We start from the raw sequence: 16,175 nt of genomic DNA on the forward strand, positions 1-16,175 counted from the left end.
GGGAACCGCCGCGGGCCGCGTCGCCGCCGGGGAGATCTCCCCCTGCCCGCCGGGCGTCCCCATCGTCATGCCCGGCGAGCGGATCGACGGCGCCGCCGTTGAGACGCTGAGGAGTTACGGGGTTACGGAAGTAAATGTTGTGTCCCGGGGAAACTTTTGAAAAAGTTTCCCCGGACCCCTTCAAAACGTTTGGTTCAGGCGCGGCGCTCTTCTTCGCCGCCCACTCGCGCCTTGCCGAAAAATATAATGTTTCGCCGGCCTTTTCAAAGGCCGCGGGGTCGCGGGGCAGCGCCCCGCGTCGCGCCCGCAGGCGCGAAAGACCTGATCCTTCAGGCGTATTTTCTTTCCCGCTTTCTTTTACAAGAGAAAAGAAAGCGGGAAACAGGAGGGGAGCGCCCGACTTAACAGGTTCTTTTTGCCGGTGCGCAAAAAAAGATGGAATTTTGACGTCCGCTATGGTAAAATAAAGTTGCACAAGGACGTGCGCCGGTCCAAATTGTGAAGGGAATCAGGAGGGTGACTTATGAAGCTGATATTTGCGATCGTATCGAACGACGACAGCTCCAAGGTATCCAAGGAACTGACCAAGAACAGATTTTCCGTGACCAAGCTGGCTACCACGGGCGGATTCCTGATGGCGGGCAACACCACCTTCATCATCGGCACCGAGGACGAACGGGTGGACGAGGCGATCGAGATCATCGGGAAACACTCGAAAAAGCGGACCCAGATGGTGCCCTCCTCCGCCTCCTACGGGGTGGGGATGTACACCTCCTTCCCGGTGGAAGTCCAGGTGGGCGGCGCGACGATCTTTGTAATGAACGTGGAAAGATTCGAGAAGCTGTAAATGCCCGAACTGCTCTACAACCGAAAAGCAAACGCCACGCTCGCCAACCTTGCCGCTGGCGGGCGTTTTCCCCATACCCTGCTCATCGAGGGCCCGGAGGGCAGCGGCAAAAAGACCGCCGCCTGGCAGGCGGCAAAGACGCTGCTCTGCACCGGGGATCCAAAGCCCTGCGGGGAGTGCGCCCACTGCGTCAAGGCGGACAAGCGCATCCACCCCGACGTGCGCTGTTACACCGTGCCGGAGGGCAAGAAGGAATTCCCCGTCGAGACGGTGCGGGAAATCCGGCAGGACGCGTACATCGCGCCCAACGAGGGCGCGCGGAAGATCTACCTCATCGACCGGGCGCACACGATGAACGCCGCGGCGCAGAACGCGCTTTTAAAGATCATCGAGGAGCCGCCCGGCTTTGTAAACTTCCTGCTGCTCTGCGAGAACCGTTCGCGGATGCTGCCGACCATCCTCTCCCGTGCGATCAGCATCGAGCTGGAGGTTCCGTCGGTGGAGGAGTGCGCCGCCGCGCTGGAGACCCTCGCCCCCGGGCGCACGGAGCAGGAGCGGCGGGCCGCGGCCGCGGGCGCGGGCGGCAACATCGGCAGGGCACTGGGGCTGCTCGGCTCGGCCAAGCCCTCCAAATCGTCGGCCGACGCCAAAAAGCTCCGCGAGGAGCTGATCTACGGCGACCGCTACGCCTGCCTGCGGGTGCTCGCCGGGTACGACAGGGACCGCGACGGCCTCGGCCAGACCCTTTCGCTGCTGCGGGAGGGATTCGCGCAGGCGGCGGTCGGCCGGGAGGCGGACGAGCGGCTTCGGAACCGGGTGACGGTCATGCAGCTGATCGGCGCGGCGGACGCCGTCGAACGCGCGCTGCTGCGCACGGGACGCAACGTGAGCATTCCGCTGCTCTCGGCCTGCATGGTCGAGGAGGTCAAAGCAGCGCTCGCCGGATAGCGGGCGCACGGGAGGCGTTTGCATGGCCGATGACAGAGGTCCCGAGCTCCCGGGCGGCTGGGAGAAATTCTGCGAAACGCTCCGCGGGCTGCGCGCCCTGCCGGGCGCGATGCTGCGGGACTGGATGCTCGGGGACGAGCTGACGAGACGAAAATACGGGGTGAGCATCTTCCCCGGCAGTCGGCTGCTGGAGGATTACCGGAGGCGGCGGTACGGGCCGCCGCCGGGAGAGCCCCTCAAACCCCATAAACGGAAACGTTAAGAGCAATTGGAGGAACACCATGGCTGAAATCATAGGCGTGAGATTCAAAAGCGTTGGGAAGGTCTACTACTTCGACCCGGGCGAGCTCCAGGTGGAGAAGGGCGCACGGGTGATCGTCGAGACGGCGCGCGGGGTGGAGTGCGGCGAGGTCGCGATGGGCAACCGGCACATCGAGGACCAGAAGCTCCAGAAGCCCCTCAAGAAGGTGATGCGCCTCGCGTCGCCCGAGGACCTCAAAAAGGTGCACGACAACGCCGCGAGGGAGAAACAGGCCTTCAAGGTGTGCGAGGAGAAGATCGCCAAGCACAAGCTCAATATGAAGCTGGTCGACGTGGAGTTCACCTTCGACAACAATAAAATCCTCTTCTACTTCACCGCCGACGGGCGCGTGGATTTCCGCGAGCTGGTCAAGGACCTCGCGTCGGTCTTCCGCACCCGCATCGAGCTGCGGCAGATCGGCGTGCGCGACGAGGCCAAGATGCTCGGGGGCCTGGGCATCTGCGGGCGGCCCTTCTGCTGCTCGACCTTTTTGGGCGAGTTCCAGCCGGTTTCCATCAAGATGGCGAAGGAACAGGGCCTCTCCCTCAACCCGACCAAGATCTCCGGAACCTGCGGGCGGCTGATGTGCTGCCTCAAATATGAGCAGGCCGCCTACGACGACCTGCTGCGCACCACCCCCAAGGTGGGCACGCCGGTGCGCACCAAGGACGGCCGCGGTACGGTGGTGGAGGTCAACCTGCTGACCGGCATGCTGAAGGTCGCTCCGGAGAAGGATTCCGCCGCCGCGAAGTTCTATCCCAAGAGCGAGGTGCGCCCCATCCGGGAGAGCCGCGGCGAGGGCCGGCAGGAGGGCCGGGGGGCCGGACGCGGGGAGGCCGCGCCGGAGGATGCGCAGGAGGAAAAATAGGGGATTTTTGACGATTTCCCCAAAAACTTTACTTGCATTTTTGCGCGTCTGTGGTAGAATAAGGCTATGATATCGCATAGCGGTATCGGAAGAAAAGTATTTTCAATTTGGAGGTGTTCCCCATGGCATATGTGATCAGCGGCGACTGCATTTCGTGCGGCAACTGCAAGGAGACCTGCCCCGTCGGCGCGATTTCCGAAGGCGACGGCAAGTATGAGATCGACCCCGCGTCCTGCATCGAGTGCGGCGCCTGTGCGGCCGACTGCCCTGTCGAGGCCATCAAGCCCGAATAAGAGACGGTAGCGTACATAAGGAAAAGCCTTCGCCGCAAAGCGAAGGCTTTTCTTTTCGGAAGGGGAATGCCGGTGGAGGGACATTATGAGGAGCTGGGCGGCGGGGTCCGCCTGTGGGTGACGCCAGCGCACAAGTTCGGGGCCGACGCGTTCCTGCTCTCCGATTTTGCCGCGCCGCGCGCGGGGGACCGCGCGGCCGACCTCGGGAGCGGGTGCGGCATCGTGCCCGCGCTCTGGTTTTGCCGTCCGGAATCCGCCCCGCGCGAAGCCGTCGCGGTGGAGCTCCAGGAGGCGGCCTGCGCCCAGATGGAACGCTCCCTCGCGGAGGGGAACCTGCCCGCCGGGCGGTTCGTCCCGCTGCGCGCCGACCTGCGGGAGCTTCGGGGGCGGCTGCCCGCGGGGGGATTCGACCTCGTGACCTGCAACCCGCCCTATACCGGGCCGGGCGGCGGGCTGCTGAGCGCCGACCCGGCCGGGCGGATCGCCCGGCATGAAACGGCCTGCACCCTCGCGGACGTGTCCGCCGCCGCAGGATACCTGCTGCGGTACGGCGGGCGGTTCTGCCTCTGCCACCGTCCCGAGCGGCTGGTGGACGTGGTCTGCGCCCTGCGGGAGGCGGGGCTCGAGCCCAAGCGGCTGCGGCTGGTGCAGCAGCGTCCGGAGCGCGCGCCCTGGCTCCTGCTGCTGGAGGGGCGGCGGGGCGGAAAGCTGGGGCTGCGGGTGGACCCGCCCCTCATCGTCGAGGGGGAGGGGGGCTTATCCCCCGAGATGCTGCGCATCTACCGGAAGAATGAGAACAAAAAGGAGGGCGGAAGATGAGCGGGAAGCTCTATGTCGTGGGCACGCCGATCGGCAACCTGGGGGATTTTTCCCCGCGCGCGCTCGAGACGCTCCAAAACTGCTCGTTTATCGCGGCGGAGGACACGCGGGTGACCCTGAAGCTGCTCAACCGTTTTGAGATCAAAAAGCCGCTCGTCAGCTACTATGAGCACAACATCCGCGAGCGGGGGCAGGAGATCCTCGCCCGGATTCTGGCGGGGGAGGACTGCGCGGTCGTGACCGACGCGGGCATGCCCTGCATCTCCGACCCGGGAGAGGACCTTGTGCGGCTGTGCGCGGAAAACGGCGTGGAGGCGGTCGTGGTGCCGGGGCCGAGCGCGGCGGTTTCCGCGCTGGCGGTATCAGGGCTTCCGACGGCGCGGTTTTCCTTCGAGGGCTTCCTCAGCGTCAAGCGCACGAGCCGGATGGAGCATCTGGAGGCGGTGCGGGAGGACCCGCGCACCCTCATCTTCTACGAGGCGCCCCACAAGCTCGTTTCGACGCTCGCCGATATGCTTGAGGCGTTCGGCGACCGGCGGATCGCGCTCGCGCGGGAGCTGACCAAGGTGCATGAGGAGGTGCGGCGCACCACCCTTGCCGCCGCGGCTGCCCACTATGCCGAAAACCCGCCGCGCGGGGAGTTTGTCCTCATCGTCGAGGGCGCGCCGCCCAAAAAAACAGAGCCTCCCGATTTCCGGGAGGCTGTGGAGCTGACGCTCGGGCTGGCCGCGCAGGGGGCGTCCCTGTCGGAGGCCGCGAAGGAAGCCGCCCGGCGCACGGGCTATAAGAAAGGAGAGCTCTATAAGGCCGCGCTGAAGGAATGACGCGGCTGTGCAGGGGCTTTTGGAGCTATGTAAAATTACGGGAAGCCTAGAGGAGCAGGTAGGCGAGCGCCATGAGCAGGGCGTTATCCGCCTTTTCGTTGTAGAGCAGGAAGAGCAGCCCGAGGATGAGCAGCGTTTCGGTGTCGATGCCGAGCTTGTCGATCAGCCCGCTGATCGGGTCGGTCGGCTGCTGGGGGGCCTGCTGCTGGGGGACCACGTGCGATTCCGCCTCGATGACCCCGTCCTCCGTGACCTGCGGGGGCCCGCCCATCGCCTGCCCCTGCGAGAAGGAGACCTCGGGCGTCGGGTCGAACAGGATCGGCTCCGGCTCCTCGGCGACCGGCTGCATGGCCGATGGAGGCACGTCGATGAACTGCTGCGCGGCGGCCTGGCTGCGCGCCTGGAATTCATGGACGCGGTTGATCGCCTCCTGCTGCATGCGGATCATGTCCTCTTCGGTATAGGTTTTGGTGCTGTTCCATCGCATCATCGTTTACCACCGCCTGAAAAGAGATTTCCGAGACTGCCGAGCAGCCCGCTGTCGCGCACGGCCGGCCAGGCGTGCATCAGCCGCATCAGCCGGACCGCCCCGTCGATTTTGCCCGCCCGTTCGGGCGAAAAATGCGGCTTGAGCGCCTGCAGGAGATCGATGTTTTTATCCGGCTGGTTCATGGTGCCGAGCACGCCCGCGAGCTTGCCGATCGACCCGAGGTCGGGCATCCCGCCGCCGGAGGCGCCGCCCGCGTTCTGGCCGCCGCCCCCCAGCATGCCAAGGATGGAGGAGAGCGCCGCCGGGTCGAAGCCTCCGCCGGATCCGCCGCCCGAGGGAGGCGCGGCGTTCGCGTTTCCGCCCCCCTGAAGGTTTTGCAGGAGGGACGCGATTGCGGAGGGGTCGAAGCCGCCGCCCGTATTTCCACCGGCGGGCGGGGCGCCGCTTCCCGTACCGCCGCCCCCCTGGAGGCCGATCGCGGCGGGGCTGGGGCCGTTTCCGGCTCCGCTCGCGCCCCCGCTGGCGGGTGGGGCGTTCCCCGCGTTCCCGGGTCCCTGGAGGTTCTGCAGGAGGGAAGCGATCGCGGAGGGGTCGAAGCCGCCCGGCGCGGCGTTTCCGCCGTCCGGCTGTCCGGACGCCGCCGGGGCGCCGCCGGGGGAGAGCCCGATCGACTGGGCAACCTGGCGGAGCTGTTCCATCTTGCCCGGGTCGCCCAATATCGAAGTGAGCATCGAATTCAGGTCATCCATGCAATCCCCCTCTTCGCGTGTGGCGTTCACAGGCCCGCGCGGCGCGCGGGCCTGTGAACGGCGGAATGCCTTTTACTGTCTGCCCATCAGGCCGCGCAGCAGCTGCTGGACCTTGGGGTTTCCCAGAAACTGCTGGACTGCCGCCGGATTATTCATAAATCCCTGGATCTGGGCCCTCTGCGCGGGGCTCAGCCCGCCGAGAATGCCGTCCATCTGACCGCTCTGCATCTGCTCACGGAGCTTTTCCGGGTCCTTGCCCATCTTTTTGCCCGCCAGGGCAAGCAGGGAATCCATCTGGTCGGGAGAAATGTTGAAATTGTTTGCCAATCGGTTCACCGCCTGTTTTCTTTCGTTCATTTATATGTTATATTTATAGCGGATATTCAAAAAAGTGTGACACCCGGCCAGCGGCAAGGCGCACAGGCGGATTTTTTCGTTGGGCGCGTTTTTCCGAAGGCCGGTTCTGCTCCGGAAAAGGCCGGTATTCCGGTGCGTACGCGCCGTCTTGGAAAGGATGGGCCGGTTCCCATGCGATTGATCGTAACCTCCGACACCCATCGCGATTTTTATTCCCTGCGCAGGCTGGTCGAAATGCACCGCGCCTCCGCCGACATCTTTATCCACCTCGGCGACGGCGCGCAGGAACTGGAACAGGCGGTCGCGCTCTATCCCGAGTGCAAATGGCTCAGCGTGCGTGGCAACTGCGATTTTGGGACCAGCGCGACGCTGGCGGGCTGCTTTTCCTGCGGGCCGGCGAAAATCTTTTACACCCACGGCCACATGTACAGCGTCAAATACGGCCTCGACGACCTGATCGCCGCCGCCGCGGATATCGAGGCGAACGTCGTGCTTTTCGGGCACACCCATGTGCCCTTTGTGGGCTACCAGAAGGGGATGCACCTGCTCAATCCCGGCAGTCTCGGCCTGCCGCGCGACGGCAAGAGCACCTACGGGGTGGTCGACGTTACGGAAAAGGAGATCGTCTGCTTCATCAATGAGCTGGACAACCGGCGCAAATAGAGAAGGCCCCCCGGCCATGCCGGGGGGCCTTTCCTTTTCTATGGATGCGTTCGCGGGCCGGAACGGGACCGTCACTTTTTCTCTTCCGCCTCAATGCCCATCTTGCGGGAGAGCTCACGCACCGCGGAGTTGGCGCAGACCACCAGGATTTTGTCCCCGGAGAAGATCTGCGTGTTGCCGCGCGGGATGATCAGCCGCCCCTCGCGGGAGACGGACACGATGACCGATTCCTCCGGCAGCCGCAGTTCGGACAGCGTGATGCCGTTGAGACGGTACTTGGGCGGGATCTGCAATTCGGAGAGGGACGCCTCGCCGCGCGCGAGCGGCATGAGCTGCTTGATGGCGGCGGTGTCGACCTCCCGTTCGAGCAGGCGGGCGATGTTGTCGGTCGAGGAGATGGGGATGTCCACGCCGAGCTGTTTCATGACCGCCGCGTTTTTGGGATTGTTGATGCGCGCCACGGTGCGTTCCACCTGAAACACCTTTTTGGCCAGCTGGCAGGAGACCAGGTTGTCCTGGTCCTGCCCGGTCACGGCGATCAGCGCGTCCGCCCCCTTGGCGCCCGCGCTCTCGAGCACGTCGATCATGCTCCCGTCCCCGCAGATGACCGGCACGTCCAGTTCGTCCGCAATGCGGGTGCACGCCTCCCGGTCCGTTTCAACCAGATGGGGCTCGTGCCCATGCTCCAGCAGCGTCTTGGTCAGGTAGTAGCCGACCTTGCCGCCGCCCACAACAACGATTCGCATTTTCCATGCACCTTCCTAGATGATTTTCCGCCCGGCAGGGGCCGCTCGGAGAGCGGCGCAGCTTTTAGATATGCCGCTCATCGGGCGGCGGGGCTTTTACGGGAATTGCCGCTTTCCAAGCGGCAAGAAATACGAGCGCGTTCCGCCGCGCCCACGGGTTCCTTTTCGGACGGACGAAAAGGAACCAAAAGTCCGCCTAAGGGGGCTCCGCCGCCCCCTTAGGAATCCCTTGGAGCACCTTGCCAAGACCCGCAAATTACCGCCGCACCCCACGGGTACACTAGCTGAGGGCTCAACCTAATCTCGGCGCTCCCAACGACCACAACCGGAAAGCTCGCCGAAATCCCCCGGCGGAAAACAACGCCCGTCCCGGGCGTTCACGCGCTCTGCGCGCGCGGGCGGCGAAGTCGACCGGTTTTCCGCCTCCCCGCGTTAGATGCGAGCGAAACAAAAGCGGCCGCGCCTCCCCTCCGGGAACTTCCGGTGCAGTTCCTGAGGCTCACGGGCAGAGGCATTGCGCCCGCGGCGCGGCGGTTGGCGGGATGATGCACACTCGCTCGCTCATCCGTGTCACGGGCGCCGCCGACTTTGGCCGAAGGCCAACCGGAGGCGGCGCGGGGTCGCAGGGGCGCAGCCCCTCGCGCCCTTCTTTGGTTCCTTTCTTGGGCGAACAAGAAAGGAACTCGCCGCCGGTCGACTACCGGAAAACCCTCCGGCCCCTGGGCGGAATATCTAAAACCGCCGCCGGTCGACTACCGGCCGGCCCCGCCGGGCACAGCCCGGTGAAAATCAATCAATCACTTTGGCATAGAGGAGGCGGTCGTCGGGACCGACCTCCTCGGCGGAATTCGGATGGGCGAGGGTGAGGTTGCCGTCGGCGTGCAGCAGGCCGAAAAGTCCCTGCTTGGCGGTGTTGCGCAGGACGAGTTCCCCGAGGGTAAGCCCAATCTCTTTGGCATCGGGCTCGTCCGCGTCGAACGAGACGGTCGCGGAGTCGAGGTAGACGTTCTTGACCTGGTCGCGGCCGGTGAGCATCGAATAGATCGCGTCGACCGAGATGTTGGTGGGGCATACGGTGTGCAGCCCGAAATGGGAGAAGACATTGCCGCGGCGCGGGTCGTAGACGCGGGCGAGCACACGGGGAACCTTGAAAATTTCGCTCGCGAGCTGGCAGACCATGACGTTCATGTTGTCGTCTTCGGTGACGGCGGCAAGCGCGTCGCAGTTTTCGATGCCGCCGCGGCGCAGGACGTCCTGGTCGATGGGCACGCCCGTGACATTGTAGCCGGAAAAGTCGTCCGCGAGGGAGGAAAAATGCGCGGGATTCTGGTCAATGACCGCAACATCGTGCCCCATGCGGGATAGCACGTTGGAAAGCTGCGACCCGACCTTGCCGCATCCGACGATCAAAATATTCATAAAAGGAACGCTCCTTTGCCGCTCGTAATGATGGTAAGGCCAGTATACACCATTTCGCGCCGGAAGGAAAGGGAAAGCGCCCGAATGCCCTGAAAATCCGGGAAAATCGGGCGGGAACGGTTGACGAATCGGGAAAGCATGCTATACTGAACAGGTGACAAACAAAAGACAACATTTTTGTAAGATTTGTTAGGTGGTTTCAGATGATTACAGTCAGCAATGTCAGCCTGATGTTCGGCGGGACCAAGCTCTTTGCGAACGCGGACCTCAAGTTCCTGCCGGGCAACTGCTACGGCATCATCGGCGCGAACGGCGCCGGAAAATCCACCTTCCTGCGCATCCTTTCGGGGGAGCTCGATCCGACCACCGGGGAAATCGCCATCCAGAAGGGCTGCCGCATGTCGGTGCTCAAACAGGACCAGTTCCAGTATGACCAGTATCCGGTCATCGATACCGTGATCATGGGCAACGCCCACCTCTACGAGGTCATGAAGGAGAAGGACGCCCTCTATGAGAAGCCCGACTTCTCGGAGGAGGACGGCGCGCGCGCCGCCGAGCTTGAAGGGGAGTTCGCCGAGATGAACGGCTGGGACGCCGAAACCGATTCCGGCCGCATCCTGTCCGGACTGGGCATCCCGCCGGACATGTACGGACTGCCCATGGGGGAGCTCAAAGGCGGCGACAAGGTCAAGGTGCTGCTCGCGCAGGCGCTCTTTGGACAGCCGGACATCCTCCTGCTCGACGAGCCCACCAACAACCTCGACATCAAATCGATCGACTGGCTGGAGGATTTCCTGCTGGATTTCCCCGGCACGCTGATCGTCGTTTCGCACGACCGGCACTTCCTCAACACCGTATGCACCCACATCGTCGACATCGATTTCAACAAGGTAAAGATGTATGTGGGCAACTACGACTTCTGGTACGAGTCGAGCAAGCTGATGCAGCAGATCATGAAGGACCAGAACAAGCGCCGCGAGGACCAGATCAAGGATTTGCAGAGCTTTATCCAGCGGTTCTCCGCCAACAAGTCCAAGTCCAAGCAGGCCACCTCCCGCCGCAAGCTGCTCGACAAGCTCACCGTCGACGAGATGCCCGCCTCCTCCCGCCGCTACCCGTGGGTCAACTTCAAGCCCGACCGTGAGGCGGGCAAGGATATCCTCGAGGTGAAGGACCTCTCCAAGACGATCGACGGAGTCCGGGTGCTCGATGGGGTGAGCTTCGTCGTCAACAAGGGGGACAAGATCGCCTTTGTCGGGGAAAACGAGCAGGGCCAGACCGCTCTGCTGCGCATCCTGATGGAGGAGCTCGAGCCGGACGAGGGCGGCTTCAAATGGGGCCAGACCACCTCGCAGGCCTATTTCCCCAAGGACAACTCCGCCTTCTTCGACGACTGCGAGCTCAACATGCTCCAGTGGTTCGCGCAGTTCTCCCCCGACGACAAGGAGACCTTCATGCGCGGCTTCCTCGGGCGGATGCTCTTTTCGGGCGACGATGTCTACAAGCCCGTCAAGGTGCTGTCGGGCGGCGAGAAGGTGCGCTGCATGCTCTCCCGCATGATGCTCACCGGCGCGAACGTCCTGCTGCTCGACCAGCCCACCAACCACCTCGACCTCGAGTCGATCACGGCGGTCAACAACGGCCTCGCCGACTATCCCGGCAACCTGCTCTTTACCTCGCAGGACCACCAGTTCATCGAGACGATCGCCAACCGGATCATCGAAATCCACATGGACGGCACGATCACCGACCGGATGGGAACCTACGACGAATACCGCGAGTGGAAGGCCGCGCAGGGCTGAACCCGCCGCCAAAGCCGGATACAGACGCCCCCGGGGCCGCCAGCGGCGGCCCGCTCCCGCGCTGCGCGCGGGCAAGCCCGCCCCATGCCCCGCTGCCGCTTTCTTTCGTGAAGAAAGCGGCGCAAAGAGGCGTTTGACGGGAGGGCGCCGCCCTCAAAAAGCCCCGGCGTTCCGTCAGGAACGCCGGGGCTTTTTTCACCCGCCGCCTTTTCAAAAAGGCGGGCGAAAGGTTCAAGCTCTGGACACGGGCAGCGCCAACGGCGGCGGGCCGCGGCCGGCCTGATAAAAGTTCTTTGCCAAGGCTTTCTTTCAAGAAAGCCGTACAGGAAACCCGTGGCTTTTAGTCCGTCGGCGAGTTGGGCTCGACGACGGGTTCCGCGGCGGAGGGGTCGGGCCTTTTGGAGATCGCGCCCGCGAGGACCATCGAGGCCTTGGCGGAGGCGGGGCCGATCATCTCATAGAGCACCGCGGAGGAGAGGATGATGGTCGAGAGCAGGGTGCCCGCCTCGGGCGGCAGCATCCGCTGCCCAAGCACGGCAAGGCCGATCGACACCCCGGCCTGTGGGATGAGCGCGAGGCCGAGATAGTTGCGGGTGGCGGCGTCGCACCCGGCCGCCGCCGCGCCGAGGAAGGCGCCCGTGTATTTGCCCGCGATGCGCACGATGAAATAGCCCACGCCGATGATACCCGCGCCGGCGAGCGCGGGGACGTTGAGCCGCATGCCCGAGAGCACGAAGAAGAGAAGCAGCACGGGCGGCGCGAAGGCGTTGAGCTGCTTAAAGAGCTTTTTACTGCCGCTGATGTTGCAGTAGGCGGTGCCGCAGGCCATGCAGGAGAGCAGCGGGGAGACGTCGAAGAGGGTGCACACCCCCGACACGCCGAGGATGATCGCCACGACGAGCACCAGCCGGTGGTCCTGCGAGCGGCCCTCGGTGATGAGCCGGCTGAGGATCCAGCCGCCCAGGACGCCCACCGCGAGCGCGGCAAGGTTGAAAAAGAGCGGCCGCAGCACGAGGCCAAGGTCCATGGCGCGGCTGCCGCCCAGGTTCTGCACGACGACGGTGCAGACGCTGAAGGCGATGAGGGAGACGGCGTCGTCGAGCGCGACCACCTGGAGGATGATGTTGACGAACGGCCCCTTCGCATGGTACTGCCGGATGGTCATGATTGTGGAGGCGGGCGCGGTGGCGCAGCCGATCGCGCCGAGCAGCAGCGAGAAGGGCACCGGCAGGCGAAAGACGAAAATCATCGTGAGGGCAACGGCGGCCGCCGCGACGAGCGATTCCGCGAGGGTGACGACGATCACCCTGATCCCGTTCTTTTTGAGGGCGGAGAGCTTGAAATAGCGCCCCACGCCGAAGGCGATGAAGGCGAGCGCCACGTCGTTGACAAAGTCCATATGTCGGATGACGGAGGCCGGGATCAGCCGGAGCACCCAGGGGCCGATCAGGATGCCCGCGAGGATGTAGCCGGTGACGTTGGGCAATCGCAGCCGCTTGGTAAGGCGCGTGGCAATAAAGCCCGCGAAAAGCATGAGCGCCAGCGAAAGAACGATTTCGGCGGCGGTGCTGACCTGTTCCACCCGTTCGAGCATGGATAGCCCCCCTTTGCGCAGGGATGACCCTGTTTTTTGGTAGCCCCATTGTAGCGCAAACCAAAATGAAATGCAACAGTATACACAAAAATAAAAACGATTGTTGATGTTCTTTGTGAGAATATCAACAATCGTTTTGCTTATGCGGACGGTAACGGGATGGCCTTCCCGCCGGGCGTCAGCCGGTAGATTTCCCAGCGGCCGCGCTCGCCGGGGAGCTCCTCCATCGCAGCGCGCACATCCGCCGCGTCCCCGGGCGGAAAGCGCAGCGAAATGCCGCAGGAGGCGGAAAGGACGCGGGGCGTGGGCATCACCGTGACGGGGAACCGCCCCGCGAGGTGCTTTTCCGCGCGCATCGCGCTGTGTGTGGAGGAAAAGACGATCACGCAGCAGTCCATCAGAGGGAGACGACCTTTCCGGCGCGCTTCATCCGCTCGACAATGTCGTACATGTTGCTCACGGTCCCGGCCTGGAGCTTGTCGGCAATCCCGTAGAAGTTGAGGCAGGTCCCGCAGACGAGGATCTCCACCCCCCTGCCGGCAAGCTCGCGCAGGTGCCCGGCGACCTGGTCGTCGAGGGTGGGCAGCCTGACACCGCCGTTCATGAAGAGCACCGCCTCCGGCAGATCGTCCGACTGGGCAAGGGTGTAGAAAAACATCTTCATGAGCGAGCCGCCCAGTTCGGGGTCACCCTCGCCCACCGTCTCCCGCCCGACGAAGACCGCCCACGAACGGTTCGCGGGGGCGGCGTCCCGCGCGTCCGCGCCGGGCTGGGCGGCCTGCTCGCGGGGGGCCCTGGTGAAGTCGATCGAAAAGATACCGTCCGCGCTTTGCACCGTGGTGCGGTAGTCCTGGCTGTCCGCCAGCCGCTGGAGGTTCTCCACCGCCGTCGCGTTGTCGACCTCGACGGTGAACTCCGCCGCGCCCCCGTCGATCTCCTTTTTCGCCAGCACCACCGGGATGGGGCAGGGCCTGCCCTTCGCGTCCACCAGAATACCCATGATCGAGACCTCCTGTCCGTTCGTTCAGATTCTGTTCCTATTGTACCCCGCCGGCGCGTATTTTTCAAGCTGCGGGAGCGCCGACCCGGACGGAAGCCCGCCGGAAGGGAATTTCCTGTCGAAAAGGCAATTGGCAGCATGCTCCAAATATGCTATACTTATCAAATAGGGATTTTTTGGGCGGAGAAATTCAAACCGCGCGGACCGCCTGGACAGACCCCGCGAGAGAAGGCGTTGACAGATGGGTCTTGGGAAACTGAAAGAGCGTTGCAGCAGCCGGCTGTGCAGGTGCGTCCTGTCCCTCGCGGGCGGGGCGGAGGTGCGCTTTGCCGACGAGGGCTTTTTCGATATGGCGGGCTTTTCGCGGGAGTATCTCGACTCCTCCTGCGGCGGCTCGCTGGAAAAGGCGGCGCCGCAGCTGTACGAACAGATCCGCGCGATGCGGGAGCAGCCGGACAACCCCGGACGGGGGGAGGCCGAGTTTTGCTACCAGCGCGCGGACGGCGCCGAGCTGTGGCTCTACCTCAACGGCGGCCCGGCGGAGATAAAGGGGGAGCGGGGGCTCGAATGCCTCTTTCTCGACGTCACCGAGCTGGTGGCCGCCAGGACCCGCCTTGAGAGCATCACCAACACGATACCCGGCGGGGTCGTGCAGCTTGCGTTCGGCGAAGCGTGGCGCATCCTCTACGCGAACGACGGGTTCTACCGGCTGAACGGCTATACCCGTGAGGAATACCGGGCGGTCGCGGGGGACCTCTTCATCCGCCTGATGCATCCGGACGACGAGGCCGTCTTCGAGGCGGCGGTCCGGGGGATGATCGGGACCCGTCAGACGGGGGTGGCGGACTACCGCGTCCGCCAGAAGGACGGGAGCTGGCGCTGGCGGGTCGCCTACGGCAAGATGATCGACAGCACCGAGGAGGGCGTCCCGGTCATTCAGTGCGTAATCCTGGACAACGAGGAAAAGAAGCAGCTCGAACGGAAGCTCGAGCTGGAAAACGAGCGCTACCAGGCGGTGGCGCAGATGTCCGACGGAGTGCTGTGGGAATATAACGCCGAGGAGGACGAGGCGATCGTCCCCTACAGCGTGCGCAGCGTGCTGGTCGACCGGATGCGCACGCCCGGCTTTTCGGGCAGCGCCTACGCGCAGGGCACGGTCCATCCGGAGGACCTCCCCCGGCTGGAGCAGTTCCGGAGGGACCTGCGGGAGGGGAAGGCGCACATCCTCTTCGAGTTCCGGGCGCGGCAGCCGGGCGGCGGGGAATACCGCTGGCACCGGGCGGAGGCGGTCACCCTCTACGACGCCGACGGCCGGCCGGCGCGGACGGTCGGACGCACGGCGGACATCGACCGGGAGAAGCGGGAACGCCTGCGCCTGCGGGACGCGGCCGAACGGGACGCGCTGACGGGACTTTACAACCGCGCGGTCGTCCAGCGCCTGATCGACGAGCGGCTGGAACAGGAGCCGCCCGCCCGGACGGGCAGTCTCTTCGTGGTGGACATCGATAATTTCAAGGCGGTCAACGACCGCCTGGGGCACCTCTTCGGAGACATCCTGCTCACCAACATCGCCGGGGCGATACGGGAGGCGGTGCGGCCGGGGGACATCCTCGGGCGGGTCGGCGGTGACGAATTCGTCGTGCTCCTCCCCGGGGCCTCCCGCGCGGAGGGGGAGCGGATCGCCGGCGAGCTGTGCGCGCGTGTTTCGCGCGTCTACGCGGGCGAGTTCACCGACCTGCGGATCACGGCGAGCGTCGGCGCCGCGGATTATCCCCGGTGCGGCGCAACCTACGTGGAGCTATTCCGCAAGGCGGACCGCGCGCTCTACCGCGCCAAAAAGCTCGGCAAGAACCGCGCCGGGTTCTATGAGCCGGACGGCCGCGGCGCGGACGGGGAGGAGGGCCTGCTCAACCTCTACGAGATGGACCGCCCCGAGGTGCGCTGGCAGGACGGCGAGATGGAGCGGATGCTCGACCTCTTCCCGCGCATTTTGAGCTCCAGCAAGGACATCGACAGCGCGATCTACCTGATGCTCGACCGCATCGGGGAGTACTGCCGCGCCGGCGACGTGGGCATCATGGAGCGCACCCCCGAGGGGGACCGCATGCAGGTCACCTACCTGTGGAAGCAGGGGACCGGACGGGTGCCGATCAGCTCGGAGGAGGCGTTCTCCTTCTCCCAGTGGCCCGATTACCTCCAGCGGTTCCGGGAGGGCGTCTATGCGGTGGCGGACGGCGCCCTGCTGCCGGACTGCACGCGTCCGGACCGGCGCCGCGCGCTGCTCCAGTGCGGCATCTACGACGAGGGGGCGTTCAGCGGCTGCGTGATCGTCTGCGACCGCGAGGGCAGGCACGACTGGACCCAGCCGGAGATCGCGCTCACGCTGGGGTTCGCGCGGGCGGTCACCCCCTATATCCTCAAGCGGCGCACCGCCGCCGAGGCGCAGTACCGGCTT

19 protein-coding genes are annotated in these 16,175 nt (G+C 64.8%); 11 read left to right on the forward strand and 8 right to left on the reverse strand.

The features are described 5' to 3' along the window. Positions 1–34: 34 nt before the first annotated feature. From RDM88_RS12885 to rsmI, 8 genes are all read left to right on the forward strand, one after another. Complete coding sequence (locus RDM88_RS12885; protein ID WP_374045427.1) at positions 35–160, forward strand: hypothetical protein; 126 nt, start codon at positions 35–37, stop codon at positions 158–160. 363 nt (positions 161–523) lie between these two features. Continuing rightward, the gene (locus tag RDM88_RS07305; RefSeq protein WP_101547913.1) at positions 524–847 is read left to right on the forward strand and encodes a cyclic-di-AMP receptor; all 324 of its coding nucleotides are present in this window, start codon (positions 524–526) and stop codon (positions 845–847) included. Beyond that, positions 848–1,795 carry a hypothetical protein gene (locus tag RDM88_RS07310; protein WP_308754209.1) on the forward strand — a complete coding sequence of 316 codons (948 nt, stop codon included), beginning with the start codon at positions 848–850 and terminating at the stop codon, positions 1,793–1,795. It abuts the gene before it with no gap. 22 nt (positions 1,796–1,817) lie between these two features. Beyond that, positions 1,818–2,057 carry a hypothetical protein gene (locus RDM88_RS07315; protein ID WP_308754210.1) on the forward strand — a complete coding sequence of 80 codons (240 nt, stop codon included), beginning with the start codon at positions 1,818–1,820 and terminating at the stop codon, positions 2,055–2,057. A gap of 19 nt (positions 2,058–2,076) precedes the next feature. Beyond that, positions 2,077–2,964, forward strand: coding sequence for a stage 0 sporulation family protein (locus RDM88_RS07320; RefSeq protein ID WP_308754211.1), 888 nt, complete (start codon positions 2,077–2,079; stop codon positions 2,962–2,964). 122 nt (positions 2,965–3,086) lie between these two features. Then, a complete protein-coding gene (locus RDM88_RS07325; RefSeq protein ID WP_101547919.1) occupies positions 3,087–3,257 on the forward strand; it encodes a DUF362 domain-containing protein in 171 nt (56 codons plus the stop codon). A gap of 72 nt (positions 3,258–3,329) precedes the next feature. Further along, the gene (locus tag RDM88_RS07330) at positions 3,330–4,076 is read left to right on the forward strand and encodes a methyltransferase (protein ID WP_308754212.1); all 747 of its coding nucleotides are present in this window, start codon (positions 3,330–3,332) and stop codon (positions 4,074–4,076) included. Further along, entirely contained in the window at positions 4,073–4,900 is an 828-nt protein-coding gene (rsmI, locus tag RDM88_RS07335; protein WP_308754213.1) for a 16S rRNA (cytidine(1402)-2'-O)-methyltransferase, read from the forward strand. Before RDM88_RS07330 ends, rsmI begins: the two co-directional genes overlap by 4 nt. Positions 4,901–4,946: 46 nt before the next feature. Here the strand turns inward: rsmI and RDM88_RS07340 are convergent, their stop codons facing one another. From RDM88_RS07340 to RDM88_RS07350, 3 genes are all read right to left on the reverse strand, one after another. Further along, the gene (locus tag RDM88_RS07340) at positions 4,947–5,390 is read right to left on the reverse strand and encodes a hypothetical protein (protein WP_308754214.1); all 444 of its coding nucleotides are present in this window, start codon (positions 5,388–5,390) and stop codon (positions 4,947–4,949) included. Next, on the reverse strand, positions 5,387–6,139 hold the full coding sequence (locus RDM88_RS07345; RefSeq protein WP_308754215.1) for a hypothetical protein: 753 nt from the start codon (positions 6,137–6,139) through the stop codon (positions 5,387–5,389). The genes RDM88_RS07340 and RDM88_RS07345 overlap by 4 nt, the downstream gene beginning before the upstream one ends. 72 nt (positions 6,140–6,211) lie before the next feature. Then, positions 6,212–6,466: a hypothetical protein gene (locus RDM88_RS07350; protein WP_101548116.1), complete on the reverse strand. Its 255-nt coding sequence runs from the start codon at positions 6,464–6,466 to the stop codon at positions 6,212–6,214. Positions 6,467–6,667: 201 nt separating this feature from the next. On the opposite strand from RDM88_RS07350, the gene RDM88_RS07355 reads away from it, so the two are divergent. Continuing rightward, on the forward strand, positions 6,668–7,159 hold the full coding sequence (locus RDM88_RS07355) for a YfcE family phosphodiesterase (RefSeq protein ID WP_308754216.1): 492 nt from the start codon (positions 6,668–6,670) through the stop codon (positions 7,157–7,159). Positions 7,160–7,230: 71 nt separating this feature from the next. Here the strand turns inward: RDM88_RS07355 and RDM88_RS07360 are convergent, their stop codons facing one another. Together RDM88_RS07360 and RDM88_RS07365 are read right to left on the reverse strand one after the other, a co-directional pair. Next, positions 7,231–7,905, reverse strand: coding sequence for a TrkA family potassium uptake protein (locus tag RDM88_RS07360; protein ID WP_308754217.1), 675 nt, complete (start codon positions 7,903–7,905; stop codon positions 7,231–7,233). A 789-nt stretch (positions 7,906–8,694) separates the two neighbouring features. Continuing rightward, positions 8,695–9,324, reverse strand: coding sequence for a TrkA family potassium uptake protein (locus RDM88_RS07365; RefSeq protein ID WP_308754218.1), 630 nt, complete (start codon positions 9,322–9,324; stop codon positions 8,695–8,697). 203 nt (positions 9,325–9,527) lie between these two features. On the opposite strand from RDM88_RS07365, the gene RDM88_RS07370 reads away from it, so the two are divergent. After that, a complete protein-coding gene (locus RDM88_RS07370) occupies positions 9,528–11,126 on the forward strand; it encodes an ATP-binding cassette domain-containing protein (RefSeq protein WP_308754219.1) in 1,599 nt (532 codons plus the stop codon). Positions 11,127–11,466: 340 nt separating this feature from the next. Here the strand turns inward: RDM88_RS07370 and RDM88_RS07375 are convergent, their stop codons facing one another. The 3 genes from RDM88_RS07375 to yedF form a co-directional block, all read right to left on the reverse strand. Then, positions 11,467–12,720 (reverse strand): cation:proton antiporter, encoded by a 1,254-nt coding sequence (locus tag RDM88_RS07375; RefSeq protein WP_308754220.1) that lies wholly within the window; start codon positions 12,718–12,720, stop codon positions 11,467–11,469. 140 nt (positions 12,721–12,860) lie between these two features. Beyond that, a complete protein-coding gene (locus RDM88_RS07380) occupies positions 12,861–13,118 on the reverse strand; it encodes a DUF3343 domain-containing protein (protein WP_308754221.1) in 258 nt (85 codons plus the stop codon). Next, the gene (gene yedF / locus RDM88_RS07385; protein WP_308754222.1) at positions 13,118–13,720 is read right to left on the reverse strand and encodes a sulfurtransferase-like selenium metabolism protein YedF; all 603 of its coding nucleotides are present in this window, start codon (positions 13,718–13,720) and stop codon (positions 13,118–13,120) included. The genes RDM88_RS07380 and yedF overlap by 1 nt, the downstream gene beginning before the upstream one ends. A 241-nt stretch (positions 13,721–13,961) precedes the next feature. Here yedF and RDM88_RS07390 point away from each other — a divergent pair. After that, a partial coding sequence (locus RDM88_RS07390; RefSeq protein ID WP_308754223.1) for a diguanylate cyclase occupies positions 13,962–16,175 on the forward strand: 2,214 nt, incomplete at its 3' end.

It is taken from the genome of uncultured Anaerotruncus sp., assembly GCF_902490045.1.
Lineage (GTDB): Bacteria > Bacillota > Clostridia > Oscillospirales > Ruminococcaceae > Anaerotruncus.